Annotated in this window: 7 protein-coding genes; all 7 read left to right on the top strand. The window is 37.8% G+C overall.

Translation table 11 applies throughout. The features are described 5' to 3' along the window. Positions 1–135 precede the first annotated feature (135 nt). The 7 genes from LB454_RS06675 to LB454_RS06645 all read left to right on the top strand — a co-directional run bounded on the left by LB454_RS06675 (position 136) and on the right by LB454_RS06645 (position 15261). Positions 136–3219 (top strand): SusC/RagA family TonB-linked outer membrane protein, encoded by a 3084-nt coding sequence (locus tag LB454_RS06675; RefSeq protein WP_322962837.1) that lies wholly within the window; start codon positions 136–138, stop codon positions 3217–3219. A gap of 14 nt (positions 3220–3233) precedes the next feature. Next, a complete protein-coding gene (locus LB454_RS06670) occupies positions 3234–4730 on the top strand; it encodes a RagB/SusD family nutrient uptake outer membrane protein (RefSeq protein WP_224463832.1) in 1497 nt (498 codons plus the stop codon). 11 nt (positions 4731–4741) lie between these two features. Beyond that, the gene (locus tag LB454_RS06665; protein WP_224463831.1) at positions 4742–6325 is read left to right on the top strand and encodes a PKD domain-containing protein; all 1584 of its coding nucleotides are present in this window, start codon (positions 4742–4744) and stop codon (positions 6323–6325) included. 11 nt (positions 6326–6336) lie between these two features. Then, the gene (locus tag LB454_RS06660) at positions 6337–7977 is read left to right on the top strand and encodes a family 16 glycosylhydrolase (protein ID WP_224463830.1); all 1641 of its coding nucleotides are present in this window, start codon (positions 6337–6339) and stop codon (positions 7975–7977) included. Positions 7978–7987: 10 nt separating this feature from the next. Continuing rightward, on the top strand, positions 7988–10261 hold the full coding sequence (gene bglX / locus LB454_RS06655) for a beta-glucosidase BglX (protein ID WP_224463829.1): 2274 nt from the start codon (positions 7988–7990) through the stop codon (positions 10259–10261). A gap of 379 nt (positions 10262–10640) precedes the next feature. Then, the gene (locus LB454_RS06650; RefSeq protein ID WP_224463828.1) at positions 10641–13811 is read left to right on the top strand and encodes a glycoside hydrolase 5 family protein; all 3171 of its coding nucleotides are present in this window, start codon (positions 10641–10643) and stop codon (positions 13809–13811) included. A 7-nt stretch (positions 13812–13818) separates the two neighbouring features. Continuing rightward, the gene (locus LB454_RS06645) at positions 13819–15261 is read left to right on the top strand and encodes an Ig-like domain-containing protein (protein WP_224463827.1); all 1443 of its coding nucleotides are present in this window, start codon (positions 13819–13821) and stop codon (positions 15259–15261) included. Positions 15262–15299: the final 38 nt, after the last annotated feature.

Genomic DNA, 15299 nt, shown 5'->3' with positions numbered 1-15299 from the left:
CTTATCTATATCGTTATAGTTGATATTTTAACATATAGCTTCACATCAACAAATTCAGCTATTCAGTAAGATTAAAGCCTAACAAAACACGGGTTTTAACATGATGTAGATTTTTTGTAATACAAAAAAATCTTGTTGAAGTATCCTAAAAGTTATTTTTACGTTAAACAATTTAATGATATGGTTAAAAACTTTTTAATAGCGACTTTATGTCTATTATCCATGTGGGTATACTCACAAGAAAAAGACATTGAAGGAAGCGTTGTAGACAAAGAATCCGGAACTCCTTTATTAGGTGTTAACGTTGTTGTTGAAGGTACTTCTCAAGGAACAACTACAGACTTTGATGGTAATTTTGCTTTATCTGATGTACCAAATGATGCCACACTTGTATTCTCTTATTTGGGATTTCAGACATTGAAACTGAACGTAGCAGAAGCTAAAGGTTTTGAAATTCAACTGGTATCTGACACAGAGGCATTAGATGATGTCGTCGTCATTGGTTACGGCTCAAGCAGTAAGCGAAATATAACAGGAGCCGTTACTAAACTGGATTCTCAAAAAATTGAAAAACTGGACCCTGTAAATGCTGGTACAGCTTTACAAGGAACCATCGCTGGTGTTAATGCTTTGCAAACAGGAGGTTCTCCCGGTGCGGATGTTAATATTAGGATACGTGGTGTCGGGACAAATGGTGATAATAAACCACTCATTATTCTTGACGGTTTTCAATATGAAGGACCTTTAAATAGTATAAATCCAAATGATATAGAATCCTTTACAGTGTTGAAAGACGCACAAGCCTCTATTTATGGTTCTGCTGGTTCTAACGGTGTGGTTTTGATTACTACCAAACAAGGGAAAAAGAATCAAAAGGCAAAAATCAAATATGATGCTTATTATGGTGTACAAGAAACCACAAGAGAATTACCTCTGTTGAATGCAACAGAATATGCCCTGTTGCTAAACGAAAGCTATACCAATTCTGGACAGGTTTCTCCAATTCAAAATTTCAATAATCTTGGCGCAGGAACAGACTGGCAGGGCGCTGTTTTTGAACAAGCTCCGGTGATGAGTCACAATATTTCTGCTGAAGGTGGAGGGGAAAAAGTAACATATTCCATATCTGGATCTCATTTAGACCAAGATGGTATCGTTGGTGGATCCAAATCTGGATTTCAAAGAAGTACAGCAAAATTATCACTCAATGCTGACTTGAGAGATAACCTTACAGTTAGCACATCTGTGTTTTTCAATCATACCAAAAGAAATTTATTAAATGATTTTGGATTGGGTTCTGTTCTTTTCAATGCGATAAATATATCTCCAACCATAGACCAATCTGTAGATGATCTAACTGGGCAAATCGACCTTGGTAATGAGGTAATCAATCCTTTAACTCAAATCGATAATACTTTCAATCAGGTTATTAATAACCGACTGAGTGGTACGTTTCAAATTGATTATGATTATGCCAAGAACTTAAACTTAACGGCAAGAATAGGTTTTAACTCCTCAACAGTGAGAGGCAGGCAATTTTTACCAGCGTTTAATTTTGGACCTAATAGAGTTTTTAATAGGGATGAAAGTCAAATCAACCAAAATATAAATTATAATAATGATTATACATTTGACTTGTTTAACACTTATAAAAATACTTTTGATGACGTGCATGGTGTAACTTTTTTGCTTGGTACAACAGCATACAGAGAATACGGTCAAGGGCTTTCTGGTTCTAATGTTGGGATACCAAACAATAATCCAAATTTTGGAGATTTAGGACAAGCAATAGGTTCTGGAGACCAGGAAACCAATACTTCATTTACTTTCGATTTTAGAAGGATATCTTATTTTGGAAGGCTAGAATATGATTTTGATAACAAATACCTTCTTTCTGCAATTTTAAGATTTGATTCATCTTCAAGTTTTGGACCAAATAACAGTACAGCTGTATTCCCATCCTTTTCAGGTGGTTGGGTAGTTACCGAAGAAGACTGGTTCGATTATCCAGAAACCATAGATTACTTTAAAATAAGATCAAGTTATGGTGTCCTTGGAAACGATAGAATCCCAACATTCGGTTATTTATCTTTGCTGAATGGAGAGGCAACTTACGTTTCTTCAGAGGATGGAAGCTTAATTCAAGGCCAGGCTTTAGGTCAGCTCCCTAATCCAAACCTTAAATGGGAAGAAGCAAGAAAGTTTAATATAGGGTTTGATACTTCTCTTTGGAATAACAAATTCAATATTACATTGGATTACTACAGAAACATCAGGGAAGACTTACTTATTCCTGGAATTCCGGTGTCTGGTATTTTTGGAACATTTGCGCCTGGAGCATCATCTCCTACAATCAATGCTGGTACTGTTAGAAACAAGGGGATTGAATTTTCTGTAGATTATAGCGAATCTTTCTCAGATGACTTCACGCTTTCAGCTGGATTCAATGTGGCTACAGTAAGCAACGAGGTTAAAAGAGTGTCTGGAGCAGCATTTTTAGAAGGTGGTGAATTTGGCGTTGGACAGCCCGCTCCTTCCAGAATGCAAGAAGGTTTGCCATTAGGTTATTTCTATGGTTATCAGACCGATGGAATTTTTCAGTCTCAGGCAGAAGCAGATGCGCATCCAGATCAGCAAGCTTTAGGTGGGGTTGCAAGAGCAGGGGATATTCGTTATTTGGACTTGAACGATGATGGGGTGATTGACGAAAATGACAGAACTAATTTGGGTAATCCTATTCCTGATGTCACTATGGGTCTTAATTTAACTATGAATTATAAAAACTTAGACTTTTCAGTTTATGGGTTTTCAAACTTAGGGCAGGAAATGGTTAGAAATTATGAAAGGGACCAACCCAACGTAAACCAATTGAATTATAGGTTAAATAGATGGACAGGGCCTGGAACTTCCAATACAGTTCCTAGAGTAACTACTCAGGGGACTTCAAACAATGCTTTTTCAGATTTCTTTGTGGAAGATGCTTCTTTTGCAAGAATTCAAACCCTCAGTTTAGGATATACCTTTCCTAAATCGGTATATGAAAAATCTGGGTTAAGTAATTTAAGAATTTATGGTAAAGTGGATAATGTTGTCACTTTTACAGAATACAGAGGATACGACCCAACGGCTTCTACTGGAGCACCAATTGGTGGAGGAATAGATCTAGGATTTTACCCTTTACCAAGGACGTTCATGCTAGGTGTAAATGTTGAATTATAATAATGATGAGATATATGAAAATTTTAAAATTTAAATCTGCAGTAATAACAGCCATTTCTTGTGCTTTACTGTTATCATGTACAGAAGACTTTGCTGAGATTGACCCACCATTTCAGGTGAATTCTGATAGCTTCTTTGAAAGCGAACAAGACTACAGAAACGCTATTGTAGGAGCATATGATATTCTTCAGTCTACCTACGTTAATGTGATTTTAGGTGAAATTGCTTCAGATAATACTAATGCTGGAGGTGAAAGTGCAAATGACGTGATAGGATGGCAACAGGTAGATAGAATGAGTCATACGCCAATCAATGATAATTTAAGAGATATTTGGAATTTCAATTTTGCGGGGGTATTGAGGTCAAGTTTTATTATAGAAAACGAAGACAGAACTGATTTTCCCGGTAAAGATGTCCTAGTGGCTGAAGCTAGATTTCTTAGAGCATACTTCAATTTTGAATTGGTCAAGTGGTTTGGAGGAATTCCTATCAAACCTGAAGGAAGATTTGAGCTTGGAGAAGAATTAACTATCCCAAGAAGTTCAGTTGAAGATGTATATGCCTATATAGAATCAGATTTAGGCTTAGCTCTGGAGGGTCTTAATCCTACACCTTCGGAGCCAGGAAGAGCTACATTATATAGTGCAAAAGCACTGTTAGGTAAAGTCTTACTATATCAAGATAAATTTGGACCTGCCGCAGGAGAACTTAATGATGTTATCAATTCGGGGCAGTATCATTTGTACGGGACTGAAGGCGATGAAGATTTTGCAGATTTGTTCGAATTTGAAGGTGAGAATAGTGCAGAAGCTGTTTTTGAAATTCAATACACAGGTGTAGAAGGAGCAGGATTTGGCTGCTTGCAATGTAGTGAAGGTAACGTAATGGTTGGCTTTAGTGGAATTAGAGGTTACGAAGGACCAGTATTTGAATCTGGATTTGGTTTCAACTTGCCACGCCAAGAGGCCTTTAATGCTTTTGAATCTTCAGACTTGAGGAGAGATTTATCAATACTGGATATCGAAGCCTGGGCTGCTGAAAATGACGGAGTCAATTTTACCATAGGTAATCAAGACCCACAAACAGGGCATACAGGGTATTACAACAGGAAATACATTCCAAGAATAAATGACAATGAACCTGATGCTAACCTTACTCATCCTAATAATTATAGAGCCATACGTTTCGCGGATGTTTTATTGATGGCTGCAGAAGCTTTAAACAGGGGTGGAATTGATGATCAGCTGGCTTTAGATTACGTTAATCAAATTCGAGATAGAGCAGGATTGCCAGACACCGATGTTTCTGGTAATCAACTAACTAATGAGATTTATCGTCAAAGACGACTAGAACTTATAGGTGAGGGACATCGCTTTTTCGATCTTGTAAGAACAGAAAGAGCAGTTGAGCGAATTGACGGTTTTTCAACTGGAAAAAATGAAGTTTTCCCAATTCCATTAGAAGAGATTCAATTTTCACAAGGCCTTTGGGATCAAAACCCTGGGTATTAAAATATCAAATTATGACAAAATATTTTCATATAAATTGTGCCATCCTTTTTGCAGTCCTTTTGATAGGATGTTCGGATGATGATCGGCTGGAAACCGTAAATGTTGGTCTTCCAGAAAATATAGACGCAACATTCAATTTAACTCAGGATAATTCTGGGGATGTGACCATCATTCCTACAGCAGACAATGCGAATACATTCACTATAGATTTTGGAGACGGAAATGTTTCAGACACTATAAATGTAGGTTCTAATGTTACACATACCTTTAGCGAAGGTGAGTTTGATGTTACAGTAGAAGCATTTAATTTGATAGGTCAGTCTTCTGCAATGACTAAACCTTTGCAGGTTTCTTTCAATCCCCCAGAGAATCTGGAAGTTTTAGTAGAAAATGATGGGGTTCAGTCTAATACAGTCAATGTTACCGCAACTGCTGATTTTGCTTCTAGTGTAGAAGTTAACTTTGGTGAAGATGTTGTTGAGGACTCTGTTGTAACTGGTGAAATTGGAGAAACACTTACTTACACCTACCAACAACCTGGAATTTATACAATTACCGTTGTTGTATCCGGCGCTTCTTCTGTAACGACAACCTATACTGAAGAGGATTTTGAAGTGATTGAAATTTCAGAACCTACAGTGCCTGCTCCAGTTCCATCACAACCAGCTCAAACTGTAAAATCTATTTATAGTGATGCTTATGACCCTATTAATATTACAGAATTTCCAACCGAATGGTCTGATTCTGGTTTTGAAGAAATCCAAATTGAAGGCGATAATATTATAAAATACGCCAATCTTGCCTTTACAGGTATTGTTACAGATTATGAGAATCCTACCGATTTAACAGATATGGATTATGTCCGTTTTGACTACTGGACACCAGATGCTACTAGTTTAGGTTTCAAACTTGTGAATACTACAACAGATCCAGCTCAAGAAGATATTATAGAAGTTGGCACACCAACTCAAGGAGAGTGGGTAAGTGTTGAAATACCTCTAGATGATTATGATATGGATCGTTCTAATGTTACGCAACTCTTGTTCGATGCGCTAGGAAATAGAGCTACAGTATATATTGATAATTTATATTTCTATCAAGATACACCTCAACAGCCTACCGAAGCTGCACCAACACCAACTCAGGACGAAGCAAATGTTATCGCGATTTATAGTGATGCTTATAATGCCATTACTTTGACTGAGCTACCTACTGAATGGTCTGGTTCGAATTATGAAGAAATAAGTATAAATGGAAATAGTACAATGCTATTTACAAACTTTGACTTCTTAGGTATTGTTTCAGATTACGAAAACCCTACAGATTTATCAGGAATGACCCATATACATTTTGATTACTGGACCCCGAATGCAGAGAGTCTTGGAATTAAAATTGTGAATACTAACTTAGATCCAATTCAGGAAGATGAAGCCTCTGTTGGAGATGTGACACTTGGGGAATGGATAAGTGTTGATATCCCACTAAATGATTTTGATATGGACAGGTCTCAGGTCACTCAGTTTATCTTTGATAATCTGGTGCCAGACGATGCTAGCGCAACAGTATACATAGACAATTTTTACTTTTACAATTAAAATAAATTTAAATGAAAAATTTTAGGCATTTATTATTAAGCTTCTTTGCACTTGCGATGATTGCGAGTTGTCAAGACGATGATAGTCAATTTGGAAGCGTAGAAGCTCCCAGCAATTTGCAAGTAGAATATTCTATTGTAAATGCAGATGCTGAAAATGAATTTGGAGACGGAAGTGGGCAAGTCATGTTTACTGCTTCAGCAGATAATGCATCCAATTTCAAATTTGTTTTTGGAGATAATGTAGTAGCCAATGTAACTGATGGAAATACGATGCACTCCTACACTAGAACGGGTATAAATACGTACACAGCTACAGTAATTGCTTCAGGAAAAGGCGGGACTACAACTAGCGCCAATATAGATGTAACTGTTTTGAGTACCTTTGACGACCCTCAAACCAAGGAATTCTTAGCAGGAGGTGAAGGCGAGTCCAAGACTTGGTACATTGCCAAGGAAGTGTCTGGCCATTTGGGAGTTGGCCCAACAGATAGTGCAAATCCTGATTTCTTTGCAGCTTCTGCAAATGGTTTGGAAGAGTGTTTTTATGACGACAATTTTACTATTTCTCAGACTGATGAGGATTTGTCCTTCATACATGAAAACCAAGGAGTCTCCTTTGCCAACGCTGCATTTAGCCCTTCTGGAGAAGATCAATGTATAGATATTGATGTTACAGGTACTAAAGTTATAACTTTATCTCCTTCTACTTCAAACTTGCCATCAGACTTGACTACCGGTACTCGGTTAAATGTTAGTGATGAAGGTTTCTTTGGTTATTTTATTAACTCTAGTTCATTTGAGGTTTTGGAGATTACTGAAGATTACATGCATCTAAGAGCACTTTCTGGTCAAGCCGATCCATTGGCCTGGTACTTTAAGTTAACCACTAATCCTGATGGAACAGTTGGAGATGGGAGTGGTGACAGTGCAAATACTCTTGAAACGGAGTTTAATGACCTTGTTTTTGAAGAAGAATTTGATGTAGATGGTTCACCTGACCCAAGTCTCTGGAATTTTGAAATAGGCAACGGTGACGATCAAGGTATCCCTGGCTGGGGGAATGAAGAGCTGCAATATTATACAGAGGATAATGCTATTGTTGAAGATGGAGTTTTGAAAATTACTGCCAAAAGAGAACCGACTAATGGATTCGATTTCTCATCAACACGTATGACAACATTAGATAATTTTTCATATAAATATGGTCGTATCGAGGTAAGGGCAAAACTTCCAGAAGGTGGCGGTACATGGCCAGCGATATGGATGCTTGGAGATAACTTTCCTGAAGTTGGCTGGCCAGAAACCGGAGAAATTGACATTATGGAACATGCAGGCAATCAGCAAGATGTCATCCATGGTTCTCTTCACTTACCGGGTAACTTTGCAGGTAATGCTATAAGTGAAACAACTACAGTGGAGGGAGCCTCTCAGGAATTTAATAATTATACTGTGGAATGGTCCCCTGAGCGTATTCTCTTTGCAGTCAATGATGTTGTATATCATGAGTATCAAAATACATCCGAAACACCATTCAATGCTTCATTTTTTATAATTTTAAATGTTGCTATGGGGGGGACATTTGGAGGTGATGTAGACCCTGACTTTACAGAAAGCACAATGGAAGTGGATTACATAAGAGTATATCAATAAAAATAAACACATGAAATTACTAATTTTGGGTTTTGTTGCCATCCTTTTCATAGGATGTCAGCAAGACCCTTCCTTATCTAATAAAACAGAGGAATCTAATATAGATCAACAAGTGGAAGAACTTTTGGCGGAAATGACTTTGGAAGAAAAAATTGGTCAGTTGAACCAATATAGCGGGTTTATGGATTTTACTGGACCTCAACCCAACAAAGGCAGAACTGCTAAAAAATTAGAACATATCAAAAATGGCAAGGTTGGTGCTATGCTGAATGTTCATGGTGTTGATAATGTCAGAGCGGTTCAAAAAATGGCAGTAAAAGAATCTAGGTTGGGCATTCCACTTCTTTTTGGATTTGATGTGGTACATGGGTATAAAACTATTAGTCCTATACCTATTGCCGAAGCCGCAAGTTGGGATCTGGAAGCTATGAGACGCTCTGCCGAAATTGCTGCAGAAGAAGCTTCAGCTTCTGGAATTAACTGGACGTTTGCACCAATGGTCGACATTTCCAGAGATGCCCGCTGGGGACGTGTCATGGAAGGCGCAGGAGAAGACCCTTATCTCGGTAGTCAAATCGCAAAAGCTAGAGTGAAGGGTTTTCAAGGAGAAGACTTATCTAAAACCAACACTATCGCAGCTACTGCCAAACACTTCGCAGCCTATGGCTTTGCTGAAGCAGGTAGGGAATACAATACTGTAGATATAGGGACTTCTACGCTTTACAATGTGGTTCTACCACCCTTTAAAGCTGCTGTTGATGCAGATGTAAAATCTATTATGAATGCTTTTAATGTGCTCAATGGTATTCCTGCTACTGGAGATAAGTTTCTTTTGAGAGATATTTTAAAAGACAAATGGAATTTTGACGGTTTTGTAGTTTCAGATTGGGATTCGGTTGGTGAAATGGTAGCTCATGGTTTTGCAGAAGACGGCCGTGAAGCAGCTAAACAAGCTGCTATTGCTGGTTCTGATATGGATATGGAGTCTTATCATTTTGTTGAAGAATTACAAAGTTTAGTGGAAGATGGAGAAGTGGATGAGGAATTAATAAATGATGCTGCGAGGCGTATTCTTAGAGTAAAATATGAATTGGGTCTTTTTGAAGATCCTTACAAATACTGTTCAGAGGAAAGAGAAAAAGAGACATTATACAATCCTAAATTTCGAGCTGATGTTTTAGATATAGCTAAAAAGTCCATTGTTCTTTTAAAAAACCAAAATGACATATTACCTGTAAAAACTTCTGGCCAAAACATTGCTGTTATTGGCGCCTTGGCAGATGATAAAACTTCTCCTTTGGGAAGTTGGAGAATTGGAGCCGATGACGAAAGTGCTATTTCTGTATTAGAGGGTATAGAAAAATATGATCAAAACAAATATACTTATTCTAAGGGTGCAGATGTGGTTACTGGTGAAACTCAATTTACAAGAGAACTTAAGGTGAATACTACTGATAAAAGTGGCTTTAATGATGCCATCTCTATTGCAAAATCAGCAGATGTGGTGATTATGGTACTTGGGGAACACGGTTTACAAAGTGGTGAAGCCCGAAGTAGAACCAGATTAGATTTGCCAGGGGTTCAACAAGAACTTTTGGAAGAAGTCTATGAAGTCAATCAAAACATTGTTTTAGTGCTTCAAAACGGTAGACCACTAGCTTTACCTTGGGCAGATGAGCACATCCCTGGCATTGTAGAAGCTTGGCAACTAGGCACAGAAAGCGGTAATGCAATTGCTGAAGTCCTCTTTGGAGATTACAACCCAAGTGGAAAGTTACCTATGACTTTTCCTCGTCACGTGGGTCAAGTGCCAATTTATTACAATAAAAAATCTACAGGAAGACCAGAACTTCCATCCCCTGGTGAAGTATTTTGGTCGCATTATACAGATGAGCAAAATTCATCCCTATATCCATTTGGCTTCGGGTTGAGTTACACTTCATTCAGTTTTAAACACTTAATTATTGAAAACAATCATTCTGATGATGGTACCGTATCTGTTTCTGTAGAAGTGTCTAATACTGGAAAGCGTAAAGGTAAAACAACAGTTCAGTTATACCTACAGGATGAATTTGCAAGTGTTACCAGACCAGTTAAAGAGCTAAAAGTCTTCGAACAAGTAGAGCTAGATCCGGGAGAAAGTAGGGAGATTAAATTTCAACTCAGAGACAAGGATTTAGGATTCTATAATAATTCTGGTGAATTTGTTGTGGAAAAAGGAAGTTTTAAAGTTTATGTTGGCGAAGATTCTCATGCAGATCTTTCTGGCGAATTTCAATTATAACTCATTCATATATTTTTATTTAATTTTTTTTGATCTTTAGTTTTGTATTTATAAAAAGTATGTTAAACGATAACGTTTGCGTAAAATTGACCTAATTCAGTAAATATGCTTAAAGTTATTTGTTAAATCAGATTAATTAAGACCTTAACATTTCTCTTTTGAAACCAAACATTAGCTATACAACAGAGCAAATACTAGAATCAAAGTTTCTTTATAACAGACTTCAATTATCTAGAAGTAAGGATATTGCTACATTATTGCAGGATTCGTCAAGAATTTATATATTTATTACGATGTATATTTTTTGTAGTGTGCTTTTTTAAAGGATTATCAATCTAATCCTTTAAGTTTATAAAATGAATTTCTTAAATTCTTTAACATGAAAAAAATTCTTACAGCATTTTTTATTTTAATGGCTACTTTTTTGAGTTTCTCTCAAGGTCAAGAAGTAAAGGTCATATCGAATCCTGAGGGTATGAAACTTCAGGTTGACGGAGAAGATTTTATTGTAAATGGTATGAACTGGGATTACTTCCCAAGAGGAACTAATTTTAGTTATAGTCTTTGGGAACAATCCGATGAGATCATAAAAGCTGCACTTGATGCAGAAATGGGACTACTCAAAAATATGGGGGTCAATACCATTCGACTGTATACAGGGATTCAACCGAAATGGATACAATATATCTATGAGAATTATGGAATTTATACGATGCTTAACCATTCTTTTGGTAGATACGGCTTAACTATAGATGGGGTTTGGACGCCCGTTACAAAGTATGATGATCCTGCTACACAGGACCTACTTTTATCTGAGGTTACCGAATTGGCAGAAGAGTATAAAGGTACTCCTGGGCTTTTACTTTTTCTATTAGGAAACGAAAACAATTACGGGTTATTCTGGGCTGGCGCTGAGACCGAAGATTTTCCTGACGAGGAAGACCAAATTAATGCGGTAGGAGAAAATCGTGGTCGACCAATGTATAGACTGATGAATGAAGCTACAAAGCAAATAAAGTCTATAAGTGATTCAGTTCCAGTAGCCATCTGTAATGGTGATGTGTTATTTTTAGACATAGTTGCGGAGGAATGTCCAGATGTTGATATCTATGGCACGAATATGTATCGCGGAGCTTCTTTTGGAGATGCTTTTCAAAAAGTAAAAGATGTTTATGGCAAACCTATCCTTTTTACTGAATTTGGTGCAGATGCCTTTAACGCTATAGAAAATCAAGAAGACCAAAAGTCTCAGGCTTACTATATGGTAAACAATTGGAAAGATATTTATGCTAATGCGGCAGGACTTGGTCTTGCAGAAAACTCTTTGGGAGGATTTACATTTCAATTTAGCGATGGCTGGTGGAAATATGGTCAGACCGAAAATTTAGATGTTCACGATAGTAATGCATCTTGGGCCAACGGCGGTTACGAAAGAGATTTTGAAGAAGGCAAAAACAACATGAACGAGGAATGGTTTGGGGTTTGTGCAAAAGGCCCTACCAATGCAAGAGGTCTGTATGATTTGTATCCTAGGGCTGCTTATTATGCCTTAAAAGAAGCTCATGAATTTAATCCTTATCAGGGAGAAAAAGACTTGTCCTCTGTCGAGCAATACTTTAATGATATTAGTTTAATGGATGCGGTCTTAAAAGCCAGAGGCGATAAAGCGGCGCTAGGAGGTGGCGATTCCGAAAAAGTGGGTATTAGCAGAGTTGCAGCTCATCTTTCAACATTCTACACAGGAGGAAGTTTAATCACAACGCCAGATAATCCTGATCCTACCTCTACTTCTTACCCGAATCAATTAGGATTTGACCAGATGCAGTCGTATTTTATTGGAGTAGGAGGTAAACCTGCTGCCAATGTCAATTTCAATGTTGATTTTAACATCGTTGGTGATGTGGCTGAAAATCCAATTAACGAGATTTTCTACGAAAATAGAGCTCGCCCCATTAGAGTATCTACGCCAGATGGCGAAACGATTATTCAAGATAATAATAACCTTCAGGTTTATCAAGCTGAATTTGAATGGAATAACGAATTATTTGATTTACGTGGGTTTTATAGAACAGGTCATTATCATTGGGGCTATGAAGGCGATTTTTTTGGCCTATACCCCGAAGCGAATTATGGACCTAACCTAGATATTTACGGCGGGGTGATTTCAGGAATTGAAATTGATGCTAAAGGAGAATTAGATGGTCTGAAAGCTGCTATTGGTCCACAATTGTGGTGGGGTGCTAACCCAACTATGCTTTACAAGTATAGTAAAACCATCAAAAAATGGGATGTAACGGGAATATACCATAGAGATTTAGAAACTGAATTGGAATTTGACGAAACCGGGCGCAGGGTTTTGGATCAAAATCAGGTTCGAAGTGGTGTAATTCCTCCATGGCCTCAGGAAAGAGCCACTTTGGCTTTAGAAAGAGACTTTGGAAAATTCGGAATCACCCTTGGTGGAATTTGGGCGGGTAGTCCGCTTAATGGAAGTACCTACCAGGATATAAATGATAACGGTGATGTAGTAGTTGATGAAGTAAAAGCTAGTGACAACTGGGGTGGTAAAGCAAAACTAACCTACGAGGGCGGTAAGTTCAACTGGTATGCACAAGGCGGTGTCCAGGGTCTTGTGGCCAATGGTGGTGCAGATCCAACTATGACGTTCACGGGATGGAAACTTAAAGATACGGGAAGTGGAAACCAAGCTAATTTTCTTTCTGGCTTTACTTACAACATTGGAAAATGGCAAATTGCACCAAACTTTTTATGGCAGGAGCCTTTGGTAGATCCTATGCCAAATAATGGAGATGCGCCTGGCCGTTTAAGAAACGTGATCGACGATCCTTTTGCCGTGAGATGGAACCGAGAAACCACCGCAGGTGAAATTTTATTCACTTACGATCCCACACCAGGAACTTATATGTATGACTGGGATAACAATAGATCTGAAGATGCTGAATTTGCCATGAGCGCTGGTTTTGTCTTTAGACACTTACCTACCACAATGGATGCGCATATTGGATTTTTAGATACACGAGAGTTTTTTCCTTTTGAAGGTTCTGTTCCTGCAGAAGACCTTTGGGAAGCTCATGCTAAAATTGTGTCTAAGTTAAGTCCAGATCTTGGCTTAGTAGGAACATTTTATTATGGAAATGGCCAGGCCAACGGTGTTTCAGATCGATTAGTAACTGATAGATTTGGCGCTAATCTGGATGTGAGGTACAAAAAATACTGGATAGTAGCTGATGTAAAAGTAAACGATTGGGGACCTTATGATTACCATAGAGACTTTAACTTGACATTCCCCTTACAAACCATGATAGATTTGTCAACAACACTTAGCAAACCAGAATGGTTCATCTTACCCACCACACAAATTGGTATAAGAGGAATTTGGAGATCTTTAAATGAATTTTCACCAAGATTTTCTCCCAACGCCACACCTATAGGCTCGTTTGATACAGAACCAATAGTAAGCCCAGTTGGGTTTCCAGACGGTTCTGAATGGGAAGTAATGACATATATAAGATTTAACATCGGTAAATAATATTAAAATGATACATAACAACTATTTTCAATTATTAGGACTTGTGTTACTATCTATGGTAGTACTAACAAGTTGCGAAAGAGATGTTTCAGATGATGCTATACTCGCTACATTTCCAACTACTGCACAAGTTTTCGATGATGCTCCAGTAGGTCTTACAGATGAGTTTTTTGAATCCTTTGATCCAGCCATAGGAGCAAATGTAAACGGCTTTAACACTGATGATTCTGAAGCCTATGAAGGTACTACCTCCATTCGTTTTGATGTGCCATCTCCCAACGATCCAGATGGTGGATTTATAGGTGGGATATTTAGAGATCTTGGAGAAGGAAGAAACTTGACGGAGTATGATGCACTCACCTTTTGGGCTAAAGGTTCTACAACAGCTTTATTTGAAGCAGGTTTTGGGAGTGATTTTGTGGAAGATAAATTTAGAACAGCTACCAATTTTGAAGCATCGACCGATTGGAAAAAATACATTATTCCAATTCCAGATGCTTCTAGGTTAGTTCAAGAAAGAGGTTTATTTCTGTTCTCAGCAGGAACAGAAAGTACTAATGGAATGGGCTATACCATTTGGATAGATGAAATTAAGTTTGAAACTTTAGGAACTGTAGCTCAGCCAAGACCTAGAATACTAAATGGAGAGAATACTCTTGCGCAGACCTTTATAGGAGGAAATTTACAAGTAGAAGGCCTCTCACAAACCTACAATACTAGTCGAGGGGATGTTACGACAGACGTTACACCAAATTTCTTCGAATTCTCATCGTCTGATGAGAGTGTTGCAATTGTAGACGAGGTTGGTAGAATAGAAGTTTTAGGTTCTGGTACTTCTGAAATATCGGCTACTTTGAATGGTGTTGAAGCTGGAGGTTCTTTGACTGTAGAATCTTTGGGAGACTTTGTGTCAGCGCCAACTCCAACAAGAGACCCACAGAGTGTTATTTCATTGTTTAGTAATTTCTATGAAGACAGACCGGTTGATTTTTATAATGGATTTTACGAGCCATTTCAAACGACAACGTCAGCAGATTTTACTATTGATGGCGACGACGTACTTTACTATCTCAACTTTAACTTTGTAGGTATAGAATTTAATCAAGGTGTGCCTACTATTGACGGTAGCTTAGCTACTCACCTTCATTTTGATATATTTATTCCAGTAGACCCGCCACAAAATACAGCGCTTCGGATTAATTTGGTAGATTTTGGACCAGATGATTCGTTTGGTGGAGGGGATGACACAACTCTGTCTGAAGGCTTCACAAGTGGTTTAGTCGCTGGAGAATGGATTTCAATAGATTTTGATATTACTGGGCTTAACCCTAGAACTAATTTAGGTCAAATTATTTTGGATGATTTTCAGGGGAGAACACCACCTTCAGAATTTTATGTAGATAACATCTATTTTTATAGAGAAGATGGAGGAAACATTAATCCTGAATAATAAAGGAATTTGATGTTGACTGCGACTAAGGTTAATGA

The organism is Psychroflexus montanilacus, assembly GCF_020164535.1.
GTDB classification, from domain to species: Bacteria; Bacteroidota; Bacteroidia; order Flavobacteriales; family Flavobacteriaceae; genus Psychroflexus; species Psychroflexus montanilacus.
This window is presented reverse-complemented; position numbering and strand designations above follow the sequence as displayed.

What these genes read in the sequence shown, in the direction of transcription:
- LB454_RS06670 (WP_224463832.1), top strand. Translation starts at nt 3,234, where the DNA reads ATGAAAATTTTAAAATTTAAATCTGCAGTAATAACAGCCATTTCTTGT.
- LB454_RS06665 (WP_224463831.1), top strand. Translation starts at nt 4,742, where the DNA reads ATGACAAAATATTTTCATATAAATTGTGCCATCCTTTTTGCAGTCCTT.
- LB454_RS06645 (WP_224463827.1), top strand. Translation starts at nt 13,819, where the DNA reads ATGATACATAACAACTATTTTCAATTATTAGGACTTGTGTTACTATCT.
- LB454_RS06660 (WP_224463830.1), top strand. Translation starts at nt 6,337, where the DNA reads ATGAAAAATTTTAGGCATTTATTATTAAGCTTCTTTGCACTTGCGATG.
- LB454_RS06650 (WP_224463828.1), top strand. Translation starts at nt 10,641, where the DNA reads ATGAAAAAAATTCTTACAGCATTTTTTATTTTAATGGCTACTTTTTTG.
- bglX (WP_224463829.1), top strand. Translation starts at nt 7,988, where the DNA reads ATGAAATTACTAATTTTGGGTTTTGTTGCCATCCTTTTCATAGGATGT.